General features: G+C 70.0%; 17 protein-coding genes. 10 read left to right on the top strand and 7 right to left on the bottom strand.

Features of this window, described 5'->3' with window-relative positions:
• Window positions 1-3 precede the first annotated feature (3 nt).
• Together LZ199_RS46710 and LZ199_RS18950 are read left to right on the top strand one after the other, a co-directional pair.
• Window positions 4-1,197 carry a D-Ala-D-Ala carboxypeptidase family metallohydrolase gene (locus tag LZ199_RS46710; RefSeq protein WP_253995125.1) on the top strand — a complete coding sequence of 398 codons (1,194 nt, stop codon included), beginning with the start codon at window positions 4-6 and terminating at the stop codon, window positions 1,195-1,197.
• A 13-nt stretch (window positions 1,198-1,210) separates the two neighbouring features.
• Window positions 1,211-2,314, top strand: a complete 1,104-nt coding sequence (locus LZ199_RS18950) for a tetratricopeptide repeat protein (protein ID WP_253995124.1) — start codon at window positions 1,211-1,213, stop codon at window positions 2,312-2,314.
• A gap of 13 nt (window positions 2,315-2,327) precedes the next feature.
• Here the strand turns inward: LZ199_RS18950 and LZ199_RS18945 are convergent, their stop codons facing one another.
• Together LZ199_RS18945 and LZ199_RS18940 are read right to left on the bottom strand one after the other, a co-directional pair.
• Window positions 2,328-2,879 (bottom strand): metal-dependent hydrolase, encoded by a 552-nt coding sequence (locus LZ199_RS18945; RefSeq protein ID WP_253995123.1) that lies wholly within the window; start codon window positions 2,877-2,879, stop codon window positions 2,328-2,330.
• A gap of 30 nt (window positions 2,880-2,909) precedes the next feature.
• Window positions 2,910-3,143 (bottom strand): hypothetical protein, encoded by a 234-nt coding sequence (locus LZ199_RS18940; RefSeq protein WP_253995122.1) that lies wholly within the window; start codon window positions 3,141-3,143, stop codon window positions 2,910-2,912.
• 165 nt (window positions 3,144-3,308) lie between these two features.
• On the opposite strand from LZ199_RS18940, the gene LZ199_RS18935 reads away from it, so the two are divergent.
• The 3 genes from LZ199_RS18935 (at window position 3,309) to LZ199_RS18925 (ending at window position 6,733) form a co-directional block, all read left to right on the top strand.
• Window positions 3,309-3,833 (top strand): MarR family winged helix-turn-helix transcriptional regulator, encoded by a 525-nt coding sequence (locus tag LZ199_RS18935; protein WP_253995121.1) that lies wholly within the window; start codon window positions 3,309-3,311, stop codon window positions 3,831-3,833.
• 108 nt (window positions 3,834-3,941) lie between these two features.
• Window positions 3,942-5,189: an HlyD family secretion protein gene (locus tag LZ199_RS18930; RefSeq protein WP_253995120.1), complete on the top strand. Its 1,248-nt coding sequence runs from the start codon at window positions 3,942-3,944 to the stop codon at window positions 5,187-5,189.
• A 2-nt stretch (window positions 5,190-5,191) separates the two neighbouring features.
• Complete coding sequence (locus tag LZ199_RS18925; protein WP_253995119.1) at window positions 5,192-6,733, top strand: DHA2 family efflux MFS transporter permease subunit; 1,542 nt, start codon at window positions 5,192-5,194, stop codon at window positions 6,731-6,733.
• Window positions 6,734-6,831: 98 nt separating this feature from the next.
• Here the strand turns inward: LZ199_RS18925 and LZ199_RS18920 are convergent, their stop codons facing one another.
• Window positions 6,832-7,878: a heparin lyase I family protein gene (locus LZ199_RS18920; protein WP_253995118.1), complete on the bottom strand. Its 1,047-nt coding sequence runs from the start codon at window positions 7,876-7,878 to the stop codon at window positions 6,832-6,834.
• Window positions 7,879-8,368: 490 nt separating this feature from the next.
• Here LZ199_RS18920 and LZ199_RS18915 point away from each other — a divergent pair, with 490 nt between their 5' ends.
• Window positions 8,369-11,119, top strand: coding sequence for a CHAT domain-containing protein (locus tag LZ199_RS18915; RefSeq protein ID WP_253995117.1), 2,751 nt, complete (start codon window positions 8,369-8,371; stop codon window positions 11,117-11,119).
• A gap of 13 nt (window positions 11,120-11,132) precedes the next feature.
• On the opposite strand, the gene LZ199_RS18910 is transcribed toward LZ199_RS18915, so the two are convergent.
• Window positions 11,133-12,143, bottom strand: a complete 1,011-nt coding sequence (locus LZ199_RS18910; protein ID WP_253995116.1) for a cupin-like domain-containing protein — start codon at window positions 12,141-12,143, stop codon at window positions 11,133-11,135.
• Between the two features lie 148 nt (window positions 12,144-12,291).
• Here LZ199_RS18910 and LZ199_RS18905 point away from each other — a divergent pair, with 148 nt between their 5' ends.
• The 4 genes from LZ199_RS18905 to LZ199_RS18890 all read left to right on the top strand — a co-directional run bounded on the left by LZ199_RS18905 (window position 12,292) and on the right by LZ199_RS18890 (window position 16,512).
• On the top strand, window positions 12,292-12,468 hold the full coding sequence (locus LZ199_RS18905) for a hypothetical protein (protein ID WP_163869481.1): 177 nt from the start codon (window positions 12,292-12,294) through the stop codon (window positions 12,466-12,468).
• A 174-nt stretch (window positions 12,469-12,642) separates the two neighbouring features.
• Window positions 12,643-13,200: an RNA polymerase sigma factor gene (locus LZ199_RS18900; RefSeq protein ID WP_253995115.1), complete on the top strand. Its 558-nt coding sequence runs from the start codon at window positions 12,643-12,645 to the stop codon at window positions 13,198-13,200.
• Complete coding sequence (locus LZ199_RS18895) at window positions 13,197-14,627, top strand: zf-HC2 domain-containing protein (protein WP_253995114.1); 1,431 nt, start codon at window positions 13,197-13,199, stop codon at window positions 14,625-14,627. Before LZ199_RS18900 ends, LZ199_RS18895 begins: the two co-directional genes overlap by 4 nt.
• 238 nt (window positions 14,628-14,865) lie before the next feature.
• Complete coding sequence (locus LZ199_RS18890; RefSeq protein ID WP_253995113.1) at window positions 14,866-16,512, top strand: acyl-CoA synthetase; 1,647 nt, start codon at window positions 14,866-14,868, stop codon at window positions 16,510-16,512.
• 27 nt (window positions 16,513-16,539) lie between these two features.
• Here the strand turns inward: LZ199_RS18890 and gndA are convergent, their stop codons facing one another.
• The 3 genes from gndA to zwf are packed head-to-tail and all read right to left on the bottom strand — an operon-like array spanning window position 16,540 to window position 20,208.
• Window positions 16,540-17,976 carry an NADP-dependent phosphogluconate dehydrogenase gene (gndA, locus tag LZ199_RS18885; protein ID WP_253995112.1) on the bottom strand — a complete coding sequence of 479 codons (1,437 nt, stop codon included), beginning with the start codon at window positions 17,974-17,976 and terminating at the stop codon, window positions 16,540-16,542.
• A gap of 22 nt (window positions 17,977-17,998) precedes the next feature.
• A complete protein-coding gene (pgl, locus tag LZ199_RS18880) occupies window positions 17,999-18,670 on the bottom strand; it encodes a 6-phosphogluconolactonase (protein ID WP_253995111.1) in 672 nt (223 codons plus the stop codon).
• Window positions 18,667-20,208, bottom strand: coding sequence for a glucose-6-phosphate dehydrogenase (zwf, locus tag LZ199_RS18875; protein WP_253995110.1), 1,542 nt, complete (start codon window positions 20,206-20,208; stop codon window positions 18,667-18,669). Before zwf ends, pgl begins: the two co-directional genes overlap by 4 nt.
• Window positions 20,209-20,410: the final 202 nt, after the last annotated feature.

The following is a 20,410-nucleotide window of genomic DNA, read 5'->3' as shown; positions in this document are numbered from 1 at the left end:
CTCGTGAAGAGGACGGCACGGTGGGGGTGGCTCGCGCTGATGGCGCTCGTGGCGAGCTGCAAGTGCGGGAGCGAGACGGAGCCGACGGGCACGGGAGGCAGTGGAGAGCCTCCGCCCCTGGTGGAAGTCACGACGCCGGAAGGTGGCGAGCGGGTGACGCTGGCCATCATCGAGGCCTTCACGCGCCGCGAGGGCACGCCGACGCGCACGTCGTTCGTGACGAGCGAGGAGCTGGTGGTCCGTGCGCGAGTCACGGGAGGCGAGGCGGGGCTTGCGGACCGCATCCAGTGGACGGTGGCGCCGGTGGGCACGCGCACCGGTCCTGCCGAGCCCGCCACTGCGACGGGCGCGGAGCTGACGTTCCGTGGCAAGTCCGCGCAGTCGGTGGCCGGCAGTCGGGACCCCAATCCTCCGCTCGAGTACGAGGTGCTGGGGGTGCTGGACCTGGGCGACGGCCGGAGGCTGGAGGTGAAGCTGCCGCCGTCCTCATTCCTCCGTCAGGACGAGACGGACACGCTGAGACAGGAGTACGTGGATTACGACACGGACTTCCAGCCGACGCTGGCGAATGTCCGCGTGCCGGGGAACACGACGCTCAACCGGGGCAACTACACGCTCATCGCCGAGGAGACGCCGGGCGACCTGGACAAGCTGCTCCAGGACGTGGACGCCGAGCTGAACAAGCTCCTCAAGGATGACGTGCAGGTGGTGCCGGTGGGTACGGCGACGACGAGCCCCGCGACGGTGGTGGTGGCGCCGGGGCCGTCGGTGCTGATGCTCGGGCCGCTGGGGGACACCAACCCCAGTGGAGACGACGTGTGCTCGGGGGCCCGGGTGGGTGGCCTGTGCGCGGGCTCCATCCTCGCCGGTCCGAATCGCCGGGCGGACACGACGGCGAACAACCGCTTCGCGACGGTGAGCATCGAGCCCTTCATCACCAGCGCGTTCCGCAATCCTCAGCGCAACCGGTTCGTCGGCTCGGGCTCCATCAACAGCCGACACACCCGGGGACGCGCGCTCGACATCGACCCGCGCTCCATGGCGGTGCCTGGCCGGGATGCGCGGCAGATGATGTGCCTGGTGGAGCTGGCGGGCATCCGGGTGGTGGGTGAGGAAGACAGCTTCACGGAGAACGGGCCGGTGACGTTCCTCGACTGCAATGACCCGGCGGCGGACCACGTCCACATCCAGCGTTGAGCCAGGAGGACAGATGAGCGCGAAGGTTCTACTCGTCGCGGGGTGGGGGTTGCTCTCGCCCGTGCTGGCACAAGTCCCGCCTTCCCCGCCGTCCGCGGCGCCCAAGCCCTCCGTGGCGACCCCCGCCACGCTGTCGCCCACGGCACAGGAGGGCATCCGACTGGCGCAGCGAAACTGTCCCTCGGATGGCTTCGACAAGGCGGGCTGCGCGAAGGCCATCGACCTGCTCCAGAAGGCGGCGGCGGAGGACCCGAACCAGCAGGACGTGCAGCTCGCGCTGGCGCAGGCGTACTGGAACACGTCGTTTCGCGAGTCGCCCCAGGCGCGCTCCCAAGGTGACTTGCGGCAGCGCGCGATGGACATCTACCGACGGCAGGTGGAGCTGGGGTCGAAGGACGCGAGGCCCTACTGGGAGCTGAGTCTGCGACAGAAGGACGAAGCGGGGCGGCTGCCGCTGCTGCGGCGCACGGTGGAATTGAACCCGGCCCATCCGCAGGCGAACCGGGAGCTGGCGCGCACGGAGCTGGCGGTGGGGGAGGTGGACGCGGCGGTGCGCAGCTACCAGAAGCATTTGGAGGTGAGCCCCTATCGCGACTCGAGCGACGCGCTGGCGCACCTGGACTTCGCGAAGCAACTGGAGGACGTGGGGCGCCCCAAGGACGCAACGCAAGTCACCGAGCAGGTGTCCACGCTCATGCAGGGCGAGCGCCGGGCCACGCGCTGCGAGGTCTGGCGGGCCGCGGACCCGAAGCTGTACGAGCAGAAGGCGGAGCTGTCGAAGAAGGTGAAGGCGCTGCTCCCCTACTGCACGGAGACGGCGTCACTCCAGCAGGCGACGGAGCTTGCGCGCCAGGGTCGGGTCGACGAGGCGATTGTCGCGGCGAAGCGACAGATAGCGGAGAACCCGAAGGTGGAGGGCGCGCACGTCATGCTGGAGCGCCTCTATCAAGACAAGGGCGAGCCGGCTCAGGCCGCGCAGGTGGCCACCCAGCATCTGGAGCAGGAGGCCGACTCGAAGGAGAAGTGCGAGCGCTTCAAGGAACTCGCGCCCGCCACCGTGCGAGCCATGCCCCAGGACCAGGTGGAGACCCTGCGGCGCGACTGCCGCCAGCCGTGAGCGTCACCCGCGCTCAGCGCTCGCCGCTGTCAGGTGTCGGCGCGTCGTGCTCCCCGAGGAAGCGCCGCCGCAAGGTCTTCGTCACCTCCGCGTCCCAGCGCGGGGACAAGAGCTCCACGAAGGTCCTCCGCCAGCGAAGCGCGCACGCGAAGCACGCCAGCGTGGTGAAGAGGCCGATGACGGCGTTCTGCCAAGAGGACAGGTTCCACTGTCCCTGCCAGAACCACTCCCGGAAGGTGATGGGCCAGTAGTAGTGGATGGGCCACCCGGGCCCGCTGCCCGCCAGGTCGCAGAGCAGGTGCAGGTGGAAGGTCCCCAGCGCGAGCAGCCCCACGCGCAGCCGCTGTCGTCCCAGCGCCATGCACGCCGCGGCGGTGATGAGCGCGCCCACGAAGCCATGGAACAGCACGTGGTGATAGCGCACGTACAGCTCCTCGCCCCCGAGCAGCGTGAGCCCGTCCAGGTCCGGCGCCAGGCCCGCGCAGGTGACGAGGATGCGGTCTCTTCGCTCACGCAGGCTTTGCGCCGCCAGCCAGGAGACCTCCGCATGGACGAGGGGATTCATGAGGTCCGTGAGTCTACGCCAGCTTCGCGCTCATACCGGCACGGGCGAGAGCCGGGGCGTCCCCAGCAGCTCCAGCGTCCGCACCGCCACATCCGCCAGCGTGGCCGAGCACGGCTGACAGCCTCCTCCACAGCAAGGAGACCAGTCCCCCTCCGGGTTCCTGAGCAGGGGATACACGCAGCTGCGCAGGTAGTCCGGCAGCCCGGCCTCCTCGGAAGCACGGCGCAGCGCCTCCTGGACGGTGGGGTCCTTCACGTCGAGCACGCCCCCTTCATAACGGTGCGCGCGCCCCTTGGGGACCCGGCTTCACTCCCGGGCAGGCGAGCAGCCCTGCCTGTCTCCTTCTGGAGCCCGCGCGTGGATTTCTATTGCGTGCACTAGTTAGGGGCCTTACTAATCGGGAGCGGCATCCTTTCGCCGAGCATCGAGATGAGCGTGAGTCCTCCTCCCATCACCCGCTTCGAGCGGCTGCAGCGACTGGCGAAGCGCTTTCCGCAGCTCGACTCGAGCGGTCTGGAGACGTGCATCACCCTGCTGCGCCTGTCGAACGACTTGTCCGACGCCTACGACGCCAGCCTGGCGCGGCACGGGCTGTCGAAGGGGCGCTTCACGGTGCTCGTCCGGCTGTACTCCACCAGCGAGACGGAGGGCGGCCGAGGGCTCATTCCGGCGGAGCTGGCGGAGAGCTCGTGCGTGAGCCGCGCCACCATGACGGGCCTGCTCGACACGCTGGAGAAGGACGGCCTCATCTCCCGGGAGGACCACCCGGAGGACCGTCGCATGTACACCGTGCACCTCACGCCAAAGGCCCGGCAACTGCTCGAAGGGATGCTCCCCGAGCACTACCGTCGCGTGGCCGCGCTCATGGCTCCGTTGAGCGAGCAGGAGCGAGACACCCTGCGCGAGCTGCTGGCCAAGGTCTCCACCGGCCTCCCCGCCTTCCGCGAGCCGTGAGCCACCCCTTGCCCTCCTGATTCCCCTCTGCCGGACCCGGCGGATGACCCGCTTCGTCCAGATGGTTAGCCACCAAATCATCGACTCGCTGAACCTTTGAGAACCACCATGAGCACTGCTTCCCCTTCCTTGGATGTGCAGGACAACGATGTTCCGAAGAACCTCCCCTCCGTCGCGAGGGAGCCCGCCGCGCCGCGCTCGCGAGCGAAGAAGGTGTTGCCCGCCCTCGTCGCCCTGGCGCTGGTGGGCGGCGGCGTCCGCTGGGCGCTGACGCGTGGCCACGAGTCCACGGATGACGCGCAGGTGGAGGGCCGCATCGCCAACGTGTCGCCGCGCGTGTCCGGCATGGTGGCCAAGGTGTTGGTGAGCGACAACCAGGCGGTGAAGGCCGGCGACGTGCTCGTCGAGCTGGACGCCACGGACCTGGACGCGAAGCTGGAGGTGGCTCGCGCGGACGTGCTGAGCGCGGAGGCGCAGGCGTCCAACGCGCAGTCGCAGCTGTCGCTCACGGAGGTCAACGCCGGGGCGAACCTGCGGCAGGCGCGCGGTGGCGTGGTGCAGGCCAACAGCGGCATCAGCTCGTCCAAGGCGGCGCTGGACCAGGCGCACGCGGACGTGGCGGCGGCCGAGGCCCGCTTCAAGCTGGCGGACTCGGACATGACGCGCGTGAGGACGTTGAAGCAGGAGGGCGCGGTGACGCAGGCGGACCTGGACGCTCGGCAGTCCGCGTATGACCAGGCGAAGGCGTCGCTGGACGTGGCGCGCGCGCGGCTGACCTCCACGCAGGCGGGGGTGCAGGGCTCCTCCGGCGGGCTGGAGACGGCGCAGGGCAAGCTCGCCGCCGCGGAGACGGGGCCAGTGCAGGTGCAGGCGGCGCAGGCGGCGGTGAAGCTGGCCGACGCGAAGCTCAAGCAGGCCCAGGCGGCGCTGCACCTGGCGGAGCTGGCCGTCTCCTATACGCACGTCCGCGCGCCGGTGGACGGCGTGGTGAGCCGCCGCACGGTGGAGGTGGGGCAGATGGTGGGCCCGGAGCGTCCGCTGATGGCGGTGGTGCCGCAGGACGACGTGTGGGTGGTGGCCAACTTCAAGGAGGACCAGGTTGGCGAGATGAAGGCGGGGCAGCCGGTGGAGGTGGAGGTGGATGCGTTTGGCAGCCACGCCTTCAAGGGCCACGTGGACAGCCTGGCCGGCGCCAGCGGCGCGCGCTTCGCGTTGCTGCCTCCGGACAACGCGTCCGGCAACTTCGTGAAGGTGGTGCAGCGCATCCCCGTGCTCATCCGCTTCGACGGTGAGTCGAAGGTCGCCCTCAAGCCGGGCATGAGCGCCGTCGTCACCGTCGACACGAGGAGCCACTAGTCGTGAAGGGCGACGTCATCACCGGTTCAAAAACCGGTATCACCATCGCCGCCATGGCCGCGGCGCTGATGTCCGTGCTGGACATCTCCATCGTCAACGTCGCGCTCAGCGACATCCGCGCGAGCTTCGGCACGCCGTTGGACCAGATTGCCTGGGTGTCCACCGGCTACATGATGGCGAACGTGGTGGTCATCCCGATGACGGGCTGGCTCCAGCGGCGCTTCGGCTTCCGGCGCTACTTCACCGCGTCCATCCTCATCTTCACCGCGGCCAGCGTGCTGTGTGGCCTGGCGTGGAACCTGCCTTCGCTGGTGGTCTTCCGCATCCTCCAGGGCATGGGCGGCGGCGCCATCATCCCCACGTCGCAGGCCATCCTCTTCGCGCGCTATCCGCAAAAGGAGCACGGCATGGCCGGCGCGCTCTTCGGCCTGGGCGCGGTGACGGGGCCTCTTTTGGGGCCCACGGTGGGCGGTCTGCTCATCGAGGTGGCGAGCTGGCACTGGATCTTCCTCATCAACCTGCCGGTGGGCCTGTTCGCCGCGTTCATGGCGTGGCGCCACATCAAGCAGGAGGACTTCGCCCCCTCCACGGCCCGCGTGGACCGCTGGGGAATCGCCCTGCTCGCGGTGGGCATGGCGGCGCTCCAGTTCGTGCTGGAGGAGGGCACGCGCGAGGACTGGTTCGACAGCATGAAAATCACCGTGCTCGCCGTGGTGGCGGGCGTGGCGCTCATCACCTTCATCGTCCACCAGCTGGAGACCCCCGAGCCGGTGGTGGATTTGAGGGTGTTCGCCAACCGCTCCTATGCGGCGGCCACGGGGGTGAACTTCCTTGTCGGGACCGCGCTGTTCGGAGGCTCGTTCCTCTTCAGCCTCTTCTGCGGCACGGTGATGCACTACTCGGCGCTCGACATCGGCCTGGTGTTCCTCAAGGGCAGCTTCATCCAGGTGCTGTTGATGCCGCTCATCGGCAAGTTCGGCGGCAAGCTGGACGGGCGCTGGCTGGTGGGCCTGGGAATCGTCGGCATGTGCCTGTCGCTGTGGACCAACGGCCACTTGAGCAGCACGGCGGACGAGGCGGCGCTGATTACGCCCGTCTTCATCCGCGCCTGCTCCATGGGCTTCATCTTCGTGCCCCTGTCGGTGATGGCGCTCAGCAACCTGCGGCCGGACCAGCGCGGCAACGCGGCGGGACTCTTCAACCTGACGCGCGAACTGGGCGGCTCCATCGGCACCGCGTGGATGAGCAGCGCGCTCAACCGGCTGACGAAGGTGAACACCACGGCGCTCGCGTCGCACGTGGACCCGTACAGCCAGGTGACGCAGGAGCAGCTCGCCGCCCTCAAGGCCACGGTGGCCTCGCGGGTGACGGACCCGCTGTCCGCCGCCTACGGCCTGTTCAGCCAGCGCATCAACCTGCAGGCGCTGGTGCGGGCCTTCAATGCCAACTTCACCGTGCTCACCGCCATCTTCGCGTGCTCCCTGGTGTTGGTGTTCCTCCTCCAGCGCGCCAACCCCGGCGTGAAGGTGGAAGGCGCGCACTGAGGCCGGCACCCAGGCGCTGAAAACAAGAAGCGGGTCCGCTCCTGGAGGAACGGACCCGCTTCGTTTTTCCAGCAGGCGACGAGGACCGCCGGTTCGGCTCAGCGCCGACGGGCGCGGACCTCCGCGGGCTTGCGACGGCGGCTCAAGAGCCCGGCCATGGCCAGCAGCGCGGTGGCGGCGACGAACGGCGCACCGCCCGTGGCCGACGCGCCACAGCCCTGCGGGCCGCTCTCGGACAGCGGGTTGTTGCGGCCGTTGTCATCGTTCACCACGCCGACGTTCGGCGTGCCGGTGCCGGGCAGCGTGGGGACGGAGACGACCGGCGGCGTGGGAATCGGCGTCGGCGTCGTGTCCGGCGTCGGCGTGGTGTCCGGCGTCGGCGTCGGCGTGGGGGTCGGCTCCGGCGCGGGCTCGGGGACGGGCTCGGGAGCCGGCGCGGGCGGAATCACGTCCTCGAGCGCGGTGCTCATGGTGAAGCCATCGTGGTACACGCTCGCCTCGGGCCTGATGCTGTCCTCGCGGTACAGGCCGAGCTTCAGGTAGTTCATCTCGCTGCCGAACTGCGTGGCGCCCATCTTCTTCGGCAGCGCCACCTTCCCGTTGTGCCAGAGCTGAACGAAGCCGACCTTCGCGTTGGACGACCACTTCACCTGGAGCACGAAGTCGTGCCACTCGCCCCGGGAGAGGGGGCCTTCCCAGGCGATGGGGGCCTCGGAGCCGCCCACGCGCAGGAACATCCGGTCTCCCTTCACGAAGAACTCCAGCGGCGGCGAGCCACAGCAGCCCTCCTGGTGCCACTGCGCGAACACCTGCCACCCGTCCGACAGCGGGTAGTTCTGTGGGAACAGCGTGCTCCACTTGTAGAAGTACGTGGAGCCCGTCTTCTCCTCGCTGATGTAGAGCAGCTCGTTGCGGTTGCCGCTCGCGCCGATGGGGTCATCGCCTTGGCGCACGGTGGCCTTCAGGGCATAGCGGCCTTCGCGCACCATGTCCGTCACCACCTGGAGGCGGCTGTTGGAGACGCTCTGCGAGCGCGTCCACTGCGAAATGTTTCCGGTCTCGAAGTCGCCCTTCCACACCACTTCCGCGGAAGCGAGTGAGGGAACCACGAACATCAGGGCGGCGAGGCGAAGGAATGCGGTCAAACGAGGTCCTTTCATTCCGGGTTGGCGCATGGGGACACCCGGCCGGGCGTGCTACTTCCCGCTCGTGACTGACTGCCAACCCCCAGGACGTCGTGCCCTCGTTCGCTTGCTCGGAGTGGCTCGAAGCGACACGTCGCCTTCGTCCTCGCTCGCCGCTTGTCTCAGGAGGCAGTGATTCCCGGGGGATGGAGCGCCGCGTCGCGGGTGGGTGCTCGGGCCACCTCGCGTCGAGCCACGCTCGCCCGCTGTTCGGCCTGGGCAGGTGCCGTTGTCCCGCACGTCTGCCGTTGCACGGGAAATCCAGACCTGCGTCATTCGCACGCGAGGATTTGGAGGCCTGTCCGTTCGTACGAGGCGGACGTGGACTCCCGAACGTCTTCCTCGTGGGAGCGGGGTGTCTCATTTCCGTCGAAAGTCGGCGACAGCAGGAAGGTTGGTGTAGAACCCAACGCGTGGGCGGCTGCTTGGGGGAGTTGCCCGAGGGGGCAGCATGTTGAAATCGACGTACGACAAGGCCCTGGTCCTGGCGCTGGCCGCGCCCGTGCTCGTTGTCACCTTCCTGCTCGCGCGCACGCCGTCCGGGGGGAACGGGGTGGAGGCGCGATTCTGGGCCGAGCGCCGGGCATCCGCGCGCATCGAGGCCCGACTCACCTATCCGGAGGCCGACCGCTATCGCCCGCGCGTCTCCGCCGGCGGCTGTCTCATTCCTCCCGAGCCCATCCCGCTGAAAGAGCTGGCCCGGCTGGAGGAGGACGGCGACTGGGCGGGCATCGCCGCCGCGTATGGCCTGCAGGGCGAGTGGAACCAGTCCGGCTCCTTCCTGGAGCGGATGACCGCGTCGCCGGACCGCGACAGCGACCTGGCCGCCGTGCACCTGGCAAAGGGAGCGCACGAGCAGGCGCTGCGCCTGCTGGACGGCGTGCTGGCGTCGAAGCCCCAGCACCCGCAGGCCTTGTGGAACCGCGCGCTGGTGCTCCGCGACATGGGCCTCACCATGAAGGCGGCGGAGACCTTCGAGAAGGTGGCCGCGCTCGGTGAGCAGGGGTGGAGTCGCGAGGCGAAGGCGCACGCGCTGACGCTGCGCGAGGAGACGCAGGAGCGGGCCCGCAGGTGGCGTGGCGCGCGCGACGCGACGCTGGCGCTGATGGACGACGCCCAGGCGCCGCTGCCGCTCCAGGAGGCGCGTCAGAGTCCGGGCGTCGTGCGACAGCACTTCTATGACGTGGTCCGCGCGGCGTCGTCCAAGGAGCGCGTGCTGGCGCTGATGCCGCTGGCGCGGGAGCTGGACCGCATCCAGGGGGGCTCCTCGCTCGTGGATTACGTGACGCGCGTCGCCTCCCGCGACTTCGTGCGCCGGGGCGAGCTGGCGAAGGGCTACGCGGAGCTGGTGCGCAAGCGCGTCAGCGCGCCGGAGTCGCTGGTGGAGTCGGTGCGGGCCTCGGGGGAGGACGACCTCTTCGTGGGGCTGGCGCTGCACAACAAGGCCGCGCTGCGCTACCTGCCGGAGTTGGTGTCTCGCGCCCAGCGCGAGCAGGACTCCTGGTTCAACCTCTTCCTGGAGCGCGAGCAGGCGCGCAAGGAGACGGCGGACGGCGAGTGGTGGAAGGCCGAGCAGCGCCTGTTCAACGCGCTCCAGCGCTGCCGCGAGGGCGCCTTCTCCACGCGCTGCGTGGAGCTGGAGATCCGCCTGGGCATCCTCTACGCGGACCTGCGGCGGCTGACGGAGGCCGAGCAGCACACGCGCACCGCCTGGTCCTGGGCGCGCCAGCTCCAGGAGTGGGAGCTGGAGTTGACGGCGCTGGAGAACCTCAACCACATCGCGAGAGACCGCGGCGATTTCTCCAGCGCCATCGCCTACGTGGAGGAGTGGTCCGCGCGCGGCGGTCGCATCATCGACACCTGCTACTGGCCGCACATCAATCGGGCCCACACGTACTACCTGGCGCTGCGTCCGGAGGCCGCGCGTGAGTCGCTGGCCGCCGCCGCCGCGTGTCCCCAGGCGCCGTTGGACCTGATGTTCGGAGCGACGTTCGCGGAGATGGCGCGCGCGCGGCCGGACCCGAAGGACGCGGAGCGGCTGCGCCAGGTGTTCGACGTCGCGCGGGTCAACAACCCGATGCCCGGCGACGCGGTGTACGCGCGCTACATCGAGGGCCGCTTCGCGCTGGACCGGGAGCACGCGCGGGGCGTGGAGCTGCTCACGCGCACCATCGAGGACGCGCGGAAGCTGCCGTCCACCGACGTGCTGGCGCGCGAGTCGTGGACGCTGAGCTACTCCTCGCTCGTCACCGATGCCGGGCGCACCGGCGACTACGCGCGGGTGCTGGAGTTGATGGCCGCGCAGCTGGAGACGCAGGTGCCCACGAAGTGCGCGCTGGCCGCCGCCGTGCACAGCGAGCGCTCCGTGGCCGTCGCGCGTGGACCGAACGGCGAGCTGGTGGGCGACTATCAGGGAGACCGCAAGGTGCCCTTCGCCGAGAGCCCCAGCGCGCAGCTCGTCCCCGAGCGGGTGCGGCAGGCGCTGCGAGGCTGCCCCCAGGTGGACGTGCTGGCCTGGGCGCCTGTCTTCGGGCGCACGGACCTGCTTCCCTCGGAGCAGCCCTGGAGCTTCCGCATGGGCCGCACCGTGCCGCCCTCCGTCGGCGCGCCCGCGTCCCGGAGGCTGGTCGTCTCCAGCGTGGAGGCGCCCGCGCTGCTGCAGTTGCCCCGGCTGCCCACCTGGACGCCGCCGCCCGAGCCGCCGCCCCCGGCGCTGGAGCTGCTGTCGGGCTCCGACGCCACGCCCTCTCGGGTGCTCTCGCGCATGTCGGACGCGACGGAAATCGAGATTCACGCGCACGGCATCAGCGACCCCGTCCTCTCCGACGCCTCGCTGGTGGTGCTCTCTCCCGAGGGCAACGGCCGCTACGCGCTGACGGCGGACATCGTCCGGCAGACGAAGCTTGCGGGCTCGCCGCTCGTCTTCCTCGCGGCGTGCAGCGCGGGCCGGCTGGCCTCCACGACGACGCACGAGCCCTTCAGCCTGCCCGCCGCCTTCATCGAGGCGGGCGCGCGCGCGGTGCTCGCCTCCACCGTGGACATCCCCGACGCGGCGGGCCGCTTCTTCGACGGCGTGCGCCAGCGCATCCGGGCAGGCACCGCGCCCGCGGTGGCCCTGCGCGACGAGCGCCAGCAGTGGCTTTCGCGCGACGCCCGCAACAGCTGGACGCACCACGTGCTGCTGGTGGAGACGTCCGACTGAGCCCGACCCCGCTTCAGAGGGGCGTGGGCAGGTACGTGTTCCCCTGGGGCACGAGGAAGTGGTGGAACGTGACGGACGCGCTCACGTCGAGCGCGTGCACCCAGTGCCACCAGCCCACGGGGATGAAGACCAGCTCCCCGGGCTCCAGCACGGCCTCCACCACGTGCGCCTCCGAGTACAGCGGGAAGCGCTCGGCGTCCGGCCGCGCCGCGTCCACGTGGCTGAACGTCCCGTAGCGCGGGTACATCAGGTGGCGCTGGAAGGAGGGGATGAGCTTGATGTGCTTGCGCCCCATCACCTGCGCCAGCAGCACGTTCATGTTGTCGTGGTGCAGCGGGGTGACGGTGCCCGCCGGGCCCAACAACAGCGTCATCATGTCTGGCCGGAGCTGCGCGTCGATGATGCCCTGGGGCGCGCGCACGTCGTCGCGCAGCGGCTTGAGGCCGTCGCGCTGCCAGTTCTCGTTGCGCGGCACCATGTAGTAGTCGTTCGTCGCGCCGCCCGTCGCCACGCGGTGCACGTAGTCGGAAAAGCGCATCGTCTCGCGGTGCTTCTCCGGCTCGGGCGCGTGGTCGGGGTTCGACTCCCGCCGCGTCATCACCTCCACCTGCGCGTCCCCCGCGCGCTCCGCCAGGTACGGCAGCGTCCAGCGCGTAAGCGCGGGCCAGTCCTTCATCAGCCCCGTCAGCACCACCGGCCGGTGCCCGAAGTAGTAGCGCGTGAAGAACTCGTCGGCGCTCAACGCCTCCCGCCGCTCCAGCGCCGCATGCCCGCCCGACTGCCGGTGCAGCGTGCTGTAGACATCCATCACGGACTCCAGCCAGCCGTAGCGCCGCCCCAACCGCTGACACGCCTGGAAGAACGGGTGCGCCTCCACGCGCGCCACCTCTTCCTTCGCCACGTCTTCCGTCACGCCCACGCCCATCAATGCGCGACACGCCTCCTCCCGCGTCACTCCCAGCGCGAGGTTCTCCACCAGCCAGACCTGCCACTCCAAAGCCAACCGGGACGTATCCGCGCTCATTTAGAAATCCTTGGATTTCATGACTCAAACCACCCCCCGCCCTCTCACGGCAACGCGGCGGAGCATGTTAAGGACGGCGACAGCTTCAAGGTTTCATCCACCAGCAACTTGTACGTGCTGCCTGTATCCCAGCACGAGGAGCGAGCGCATGACGCCCGGTTCCAAGCAGTCCCCGAGTGTCCAAGTCGTCGAGTCGAGTGCCGCGGACGCCCACGTGAAGAACAACTACGTGGACTGCGCCACCGAGGTGGGGGTTCAGCGCCAGCGCAAGCCTCTGCCGATGCCGTCCACCCCCGCCCTGGCCTCCGCTCCGGAGCCCCGCTAGGCCGCCTCCCTCACCAGCGGCGGGGCCCGCACCCCACCCCTGGAGATCCATGCCCGGACGGGAATGACCCCCCTCCGGGCATTTGCTTGTCTGTGTCCTTGCACTTTTTTCTCAAGGAACGGGCGCCTTCGCGTCTTTGACTGGGAAACCTGCCGCGCGAGCATGTAGGACAACATGGCAAATCTCTTCAACCGGGAGCGGAGGCGCTACGAAGCGTTCATCCGACAGCACCGGCCCAGCCTGCTGGGTCTGGCGCGCCGGTTGTCCGCCCGTTCCAGCCTGGAGGCGGAGGACCTGGTCCAGGAGACCTTCGAGCGGGCGATGAACGAATTCGAGGCGTTGAAGGACCGGACGGACGCGGCGGCGGCGGCGTGGCTGTGCACGACGATGACCAACCGCTTCCTGGATTATTGCCGCAGGCAGCGCACGGAGTCGCGGGGGATGCCACACCTGGCCCTGGTTCAGGAGGGGGTGGCGCAGGGGGAGGCCCAGGAGAACTGGGAGCTGGTCAGCACCGAGGAGTTCCAGAAAGCGGTGGAGCGGCTGAAGCCGCACCTGCGCGACGCCTACCGGCTGCACGCCGAGGGCAAGCGCTACAACGCCATCGCCGAGCATTTCAACGTTCCCGTGGGCACGGTGGGCAGTTGGCTCACCCTGGCGCGCAGGGACCTGAAGGACTTGCTGCTGCCACAGGTAGCGGTGGCCCGGGAGCGGGGGGCAACGAGCTCATGACGACGCCATGCACCAACAACCGACTGCACCTCTTCGTGGACGGAGAGCTGTCCGCCACGGAGGCGGAGGCCTTTCGCCAGCACCTGACGCGGTGCTCGGAGTGTGAGTCGGGGCTGAGGGATTTGCTGCAACTGGAGCTGCTGGCCGCGAGGGCGCTGGGAGGCGCCGCGCCGGTGGCCGAGTCGCCCGAGGTGGTGGAGCCGGTGACCGCGAAGGTGCTGCCGCTGCGGGCCAGGCTCCAGAAGGTCTACCGCACGGCGCTGCCGCTGGCGATGGCGGCGGGCCTGGCGACGGTGTTCATCCGCTTTCAGGCCCCGCCGGAGATTCCGGGCGAGGTATGGCTTTCGAGCGCGGACTCCCGCACCTTCGAGGCGCGGTTGAGCCACCCGAAGGCGGACCGCTTCCTCCCCTACAGCCCGATGCGCGGCACCAGCCATGCGACGGAGATGTTGCCGCTCAGGCCGCTGGCGGAGCTGGAGGAGCGGCACGACTTCCGGGGCATCGCCGCGGCGTATGCGCTGCGCGGGGACTGGCAGCAGGCGGAGGCGTTCCTGGGCCGGGAGGCGGAGTCCGCGGACAAGGCCAACGACCAGGCCGTCGTCGCGCTGAGCCGGCAGCGGTACGAGGAGGCCCTGGGCCTCTTGACGAGCGCGCTGCGGCAGAACCCGAACCACGCGCAGGCGCTGTGGAACCGCGCGCTGGTGCTGCGGGAGCGGGACTTGCTGGACCGCGCGGCGGCGTCGTTCGACACCGTGGCCTCGCTGGGTGAGGAGGGCTGGAGCGCGGAGGCCCGGCGGATGGCCGCGGAGCTGCGCACGCAGCTGGCGGAGGAGCGCGTGCGGTGGCGGCGGCAAGTCACGGATGCGTGGCTGACGCTGACGGGGGATGCGCCCTGGGACGCGAAGCAGCTCGCGCAGCGGCCGGTGGTGGCTCGCGCGGCGCTGTACGAGGCGGTCCGCACCGTGACTTCGAAGGAGGGCGTGGAGGCGCTGCTGCCGCTCGCGAAGGAGCTGGACACGCTGGGTGGGGGCTCGGTGCTGCAGGACTACGTGCGGCAGGTGGCGACGCGGGACTTCGCCGCGAGGGCGCCGCTGGCGCAGGGGTATGCGGGGCTCCTGAGGGAGCGCGAGACGAAGAAGGACGCCACGGCGCTGTTGGAGTCGCTGCGTCGCTCGGGGGAGCGGGACATCTACTTCGGGGCGCTGGTGCACACGGGGAGCGCGGTGGTGGACGCCACGGCGCTGAGCGCGCTGAAGGGCTTCGCCGAGGGCACGCCGGACCCGTGGCTTCACCTGCTGGCCGAGCGTGAGGGCATCCGCCGCGAGCTGGCCGCCGGCCACACGGCGCTGGCGGAGAAGCAGTTGATGGACGCGATGCTGACGTGCAACGGGCTGGGCAACATCGTCCCGTGCATGGAGCTGAACTGAGCCGTCGCTTCGGAGCCTGAAGCCGTCGAGGGGTCGGTCCATCAGGGCCGGCCCCTTCGCATTTTGGAGGGAGTCGTCACTTCCGGGCCCGGGACTTTTGCGCGGTGTTGGAGCGGAGGTCACTCGTGGAGGGGTGCCCGCCGCGTGCCGTCAGCCTGGCTGCCGCGCTGTTGTCCACCGTGCGAACGCGGGCACGCGCCGAGTCCGGTGTCCTCGGGTGCGTGGCAGGCTCGCCCGCATGCCTGAGTTCGCGCCTCGCAACATGAGCGACTACGCGGCCACCCACCGGGACTTCAAGTGGGAGCGGCCCGAGCACTTCAACTTCTCCACCGACGTGGTGGACCGGCACGCCACCGAGCGCCCGGAGTCGCTGGCGCTCCTGTGGTCCGACGAGTCCGGGCGCGAGCAGCGCTTCACGTGGCAGGGCGTGCGGCAGCGCTCGATTCACGCCGCGCAGTTCCTCACGGGCCTGGGGCTGAAGAAGGGCGACCGCGTCTTCATCATGATGCCCCGGATACCGGAGTGGTGGTTCCTGGTGCTGGGCTGCATCCGCGTGGGCATCGTCTTCATGCCCGGCACGCCCATGCTCACCGTCAAGGACATCCGCTACCGGTTGGTGGCCGCGGACGCCAACGCGGTCATCGCGGACATGAGCTGCCTGGACCGCTTCGAGGGGCTCGCGGGAACGGGCCGCGTGGAGACCTGGGTCGCGGTGGGCAAGGGCGCGCCCGAGCCGTGGGTCTCCTACGAGGCGGGCACCATGGGCACCGCCGCGCATGGCCAGGCCTTCGCGCCCACTCGGGCGGAGGACCCGCTGCTCATCTACTTCACGTCCGGCACCACCGGCATGCCGAAGATGGTGCTGCACACGCACGCCAGCTACGGCCTGGGCCACGTGATTACCGGGCGCTACTGGCTGGATTTGACGCCGGAGGACCGGCACCTGACGTTGAGTGACACGGGCTGGGCCAAGTGCGCCTGGGGCAAGCTCTTCGGGCCGTGGAGCCAGGGCGCGTGCAACGTCGTCTACGACTTCCGGGGCCGCTTCGACGCGGCGAAGATTCTCGAGGTGCTGGAGTCCCAGCGCGTCACCACCTTCTGCGCGCCGCCCACCGCGTGGCGCGCGTTGGTGCTCCAGGACCTCCAGGCCGTGGACCTGACGGCGCTGCGCCACACGGTGAGCGCGGGCGAGCCGCTGAACCCGGAGGTCATCGACTCGTGGATGGCGGCCACGGGGCTGCACATCCGCGAGGGCTACGGGCAGACGGAGACGGTGGTGGTGGTGGGCATGTTCCCCTCGGTGGAGCCGCGCGTGGGCTCCATGGGCAAGCCGTCCCCTGGCTTCACCGTGGGCGTCATCGACGAGGCCGGGCAGGAGGTGAAGGACGGCCAGGAGGGCGACATCGCGGTGCGCGTGGCGCCGGAGCGCCCGGTGGGGCTGTTCCAGGAGTACCTGGGTGACGACGCGGCCAACGCGGCCTGCCGCCGGGGTGACTGGTACGTCACCGGGGACAGGGCGGTGCGGGACGCGGAGGGCTACTTCTGGTTCGTGGGCCGCGCGGACGACGTCATCAAGACGTCCGGCTACCGCGTGGGCCCGTTCGAGGTGGAGTCCGCGCTGCTGGAGCACTCCGCCGTGGCGGAGTCGGCGGTGATTGGCGTGCCGGACGACAAGATTGGCCAGCGCGTGAAGGCCTACGTGGTGCTGGCGCCGGGCTTCACGCCGTCACAGGAGCTGGCGAAGGAACTCCAGGAGCACGTGAAGCGCACGACGGCGCCGTACAAATACCCGCGCGAGGTGGAGTTCGTCACCGAGCTGCCCAAGACGGTGAGCGGCAAGATTCGCCGCGCGGAGCTGCGCGCCACGCCGCCGAAGCCGGGGTGAGGACGTCACCCCGGCTCCAACGCCTGGCTAGCTGCTCCAGTCCGAGTGCACGAAGCCGGCGTCGGGCTTGTCCCGGCGCTGGTACGTGTGCGCGCCGAAGTCGTCACGCTGGGCCTGGGTGAGGTTCTGCGGCAGCTCCGCGCTGCGGTAGCTGTCCATGTAAGCCAGCGACGAGCTGAACACGGGGATGGGGATGCCCAGCTTCGTCGCCGTGCCCACCAGCTTGCGCCACGACGGCGCCAGCTTCTCGAGCACCGGCGCGAAGGCGTCCGACACGAGCAGGTTGGGCAGCTCCGGCTGGCGCGTGAAGGCCTCGCGCAGCGGGGTGAGCAGCTTCGCGCGGATGATGCAGCCGCCCCGCCAGATGCGCGCCATCTCCGCCAGGGAGACGTTCCACTTGTACTCCTGCGACGCCGTCTGGATGAGCCGCATGCCCTGCGCGTACGTCACCACGCGCGCCGCGTACAGCGCGTCATGGGCCCACGCCCCCAGCTGCGCCTTCTCCTCGGCGGACAGCGCCTCGGAGGGGCCCTTGAGCTTGTGGCTCGCCGCCACGCGCTGGTCCTTCATCGAGGACAGGTTGCGCGCGTCCAGCGCGGAGGCGATGGAGGGAATCGGCACGCCTAGGTCCAGCGCCACCTGCACCGTCCACTTGCCCGTGCCCTTCTGCCCGGCCTTGTCCAGCACCAGGTCCACCAGCGGCTTGCCCGTCTCCGCGTCCTTCTTGCGCAGCACCTTGATGCTGGTCTCCAGGAGGAAGGACTCGGCGATGCCCTTGTTCCACTGCGAGAAGAGGTCCGCCACGCCCTCCGCCGACAGGCCCAGGCCCCGGCGCAGCACGTCGTACGTCTCCGCGAGCAGCTGCATGTCCGCGTACTCGATGCCGTTGTGCACCATCTTCACGAAGTGGCCCGCGCCATCCGGCCCCACGTGGGTGACACACAGGCCCTCGTCCGTGCGCGCGGCGATGGCCTCCAGCACCGGCTTCACCAGCGCATACGCCTCCGTCGGGCCGCCGGGCATGATGGACGGGCCGTGCCGCGCGCCCTCTTCTCCGCCGGACACGCCGATGCCCAGGAAGTGAAAGCCCTTGCTCTTGCAGAGCTCCTCGCGTCGCCGCGTGTCCTGGAACCAGGAGTTGCCCGCGTCCATGATGACGTCGCCCGGCGACAGGAGCGGGAACAGCCGCTCCATCATCTGGTCCACCGGCGCGCCCGCCGTAATCATCAGCAGGATGCGCCGGGGGCGCTCCAGCCGTGACACGAACTCCTCCAGGGACGCGGTGCCCTTCACCTCCGGATGCCCGTACTTCTGGTGCATCTCGTCGATGCGCTCCGGATGCCGGTCCCAGGCCGTCACCCGGAAACCGCGGTCCGCGATGTTCAGGGCCAGGGCCGCGCCCATGACGCCCATTCCCGCCACGCCGAACTGCGCGCCCGTCTGGGCGCTCGCTGCCGCACTCATGCTTCCTCCGAAGATGGCCCGCTCACCGTCCCGCGGCGGCGGAGTCCAACATCCACTGCGCATTCGTCACCCGGGCCGCCGGAAGCGCCAGGTCCCCCGCGAGCGCCCGGTGCACCGTCTCCCGCTTGCCCGCGCCCGCCACCAGCATCAGCACCGCGCTCGCTGACAGCAGCGTCGGCATCGTGAGCGTCATCCGCCAGGGCGGCGGCTTGGGGCCCACCACGGACAGCACGCGCCGGCTCTTCTCCTCCAGCGCCGGGTGGCCGGGGAAGAGGCTGGCCGTATGCCCGTCCTCTCCCATTCCCAGCAGCACCACGTTCAGCATCGGCGGCAGCTTTGTTTCGTACTCGCGCGCGGCCGCTTCTCGGTCCCCGCGCTCGCCTTCCATGCGGAACACCTGCGCGGGCGACAGCCGCAGCGGCGCAATCAGCGTCTCCTCCACCATGCGGTAGTTGCTGTCCGCGTCGTCCGGCGGCACGAAGCGCTCGTCCACGAAGTACAGGTCCACCCGCTCCCACGGCAGCACCAGGCGCGACAGCTCCCGGTACGCGGGCCCCGGCGTGCCTCCGCCCGACACGGCCAGGCTCACCCGCCGGTTCATCGCGAGCGACGTCTGGAGCGAGCGCGCCATCCACTCGGCGGCGGCCCGGGCCAGGTTCTCCGGCGGGAGGACGCGGGGAGGCAGCCCGGTCATAGCTGCGTCCACCGTCGCCCGTCGCGGGCGAGCAGCGCGGCGGCGGCCTGGGGACCGGTGCTGCCGACCGTGTAGGGGTGCACCGTGCCTCCCTCGCCGGACTCCAGGGCCTGGAGGATGGGCGTCACGTAGGCCCACGCCTGCTCCACGCTGTCCTGCCGCGCGAAGAGCGTGGCGTTGCCGCGCATGCAGTCCAGGAGCAGTCGCTCGTACGCCTCCGGCACCGGCTTCTGGAAGCTCTCCTCGTAGTTGAAGTCCATGGTGACGCCCGCGATGTTGACGTCCTCGCCGGGCACCTTGGACTCGAAGGAGAGGGCGATGCCCTCCTGGGGCTGGATGCGCACCGTGAGCACGTTGGGCTGCAAGCGCTGGCAGGTGGCGCCCTCGCCGGAGAACAGGCCGATGGGCACCGACTTGAAGTGGATGGACACCTCCGTCATCCGCTTCTTCAGGCCCTTGCCCGCGCGCAGGTAGAAGGGCACGCCCTCCCAGCGCCACGAGTCCACGCTGAGCTTCATGGCCACGTACGTGGGCGTGCGCGAGTCGGGCTTCACGCCCTTCTCCTTGAGGTAGCCCTCGTACTGGCCGGCCACCACGGAGCGCGCCACCTCCTTGCCCTCCACGGGACGCAGCGCGCGGAACACCTTGTTCTTCTCGTCGCGGATGTCCTCCGCGCCGAAGGACACCGGCGGCTCCATGGCGCACAACGCGAGCACCTGGAGCAGGTGGTTCTGCACCATGTCCCGGATGACGCCCGTCTCGTCGTAGAAGCCGCCGCGGCCCTCCACGCCAATGGACTCCGCCGCCGTGATTTCCACGTGGTCGATGTGGTTGCGGTTCCACAGCGGCTCGAAGATGGCGTTGGCGAAGCGGAAGACCAGGATGTTCTGGACGGTCTCCTTGCCCAGGTAGTGGTCGATGCGGAAGATCTGCTTCTCGTCCAGCACCGCCGCCAGCTCGCGGTTCAGCTCGCGCGCGCTCTCCAGGTCGTGGCCGAAGGGCTTCTCGATGACCAGCCGCCGCCAGGGCTTCTCGTGGGGGCGCTCCTCGCGCTTGAGCAGCCCGGCGCCGGCCAGGCTGTGCAGAATCTGGGGGAAGGTGGAGGCGGGCGTGGCCAGGTAGTAGAGCTGGTTGCCCTCGGTGCCCTGGCGCTGGGCGACCTGCTCCAGCCGCTCGCGCAGGCGCTGGAAGGCGGCCGGGTCGTCATAGCCGCCGGAGATGCCCTCCAGGCGCGGGGCGAACTTCTGCCACGTCGCCTCGTCGAGCGGCTGGGTGCGCGCGAACTTCTTCAGCCCCTCCTTCACGTGGGTGCGGAAGGCCTCGTCGTCGAGCTGCGAGCGACTGAAGGCGACGACGGAGAAGTGGTCCGGCAGGAGGTTGGCGAGCGCCAGCTCGAAGAGGGCGGGGAACAGCTTGCGCTGCGCCAGGTCTCCCGTCGCGCCGAAGAGCACCACCGTGCACGGGTCCGGGCGCGTGGCGCGCAAGAGCGGGTCTCCCTCTCGGGGATGCGTCTCGATGTGCAGGCCCTGCGCGTCCATTCCGCTGCCTCCTCCGAGTGACTTCGTGGGCGGCCACCATACGCCGCTCCCGTCGCCTCGCGGCAAGCCAGAGTGCGTGCAGTGATGTGCGCGTGACGTCTGGAGCGTCCGAAAGCGCGCCCCGGGGCCTTTTCGTGGGCCCTGGGAGGGCTGCTCTAACAGCGGGATTCGGAGGCCGCACGGCTCATGGGCGCCGAGCTTT

This window comes from Myxococcus qinghaiensis, from assembly GCF_024198215.1.
In the GTDB taxonomy this organism is placed as follows: domain Bacteria; phylum Myxococcota; class Myxococcia; order Myxococcales; family Myxococcaceae; genus Myxococcus; species Myxococcus qinghaiensis.
Note: the sequence above shows the minus strand (reverse complement) of the source record. Positions and strands in the feature narration are given on the sequence as shown.

Coding starts and splice junctions, on each gene's coding strand:
- LZ199_RS18950 (WP_253995124.1), top strand. CDS start 1,211: ATGAGCGCGAAGGTTCTACTCGTCGCGGGGTGGGGGTTGCTCTCGCCC.
- LZ199_RS18945 (WP_253995123.1), bottom strand. CDS start 2,879: ATGAATCCCCTCGTCCATGCGGAGGTCTCCTGGCTGGCGGCGCAAAGC.
- LZ199_RS18935 (WP_253995121.1), top strand. CDS start 3,309: ATGAGCGTGAGTCCTCCTCCCATCACCCGCTTCGAGCGGCTGCAGCGA.
- LZ199_RS18930 (WP_253995120.1), top strand. CDS start 3,942: ATGAGCACTGCTTCCCCTTCCTTGGATGTGCAGGACAACGATGTTCCG.
- LZ199_RS18915 (WP_253995117.1), top strand. CDS start 8,369: ATGTTGAAATCGACGTACGACAAGGCCCTGGTCCTGGCGCTGGCCGCG.
- LZ199_RS18910 (WP_253995116.1), bottom strand. CDS start 12,143: ATGAGCGCGGATACGTCCCGGTTGGCTTTGGAGTGGCAGGTCTGGCTG.
- LZ199_RS18905 (WP_163869481.1), top strand. CDS start 12,292: ATGACGCCCGGTTCCAAGCAGTCCCCGAGTGTCCAAGTCGTCGAGTCG.
- LZ199_RS18900 (WP_253995115.1), top strand. CDS start 12,643: ATGGCAAATCTCTTCAACCGGGAGCGGAGGCGCTACGAAGCGTTCATC.
- LZ199_RS18895 (WP_253995114.1), top strand. CDS start 13,197: ATGACGACGCCATGCACCAACAACCGACTGCACCTCTTCGTGGACGGA.
- LZ199_RS18890 (WP_253995113.1), top strand. CDS start 14,866: ATGCCTGAGTTCGCGCCTCGCAACATGAGCGACTACGCGGCCACCCAC.
- gndA (WP_253995112.1), bottom strand. CDS start 17,976: ATGAGTGCGGCAGCGAGCGCCCAGACGGGCGCGCAGTTCGGCGTGGCG.
- pgl (WP_253995111.1), bottom strand. CDS start 18,670: ATGACCGGGCTGCCTCCCCGCGTCCTCCCGCCGGAGAACCTGGCCCGG.
- zwf (WP_253995110.1), bottom strand. CDS start 20,208: ATGGACGCGCAGGGCCTGCACATCGAGACGCATCCCCGAGAGGGAGAC.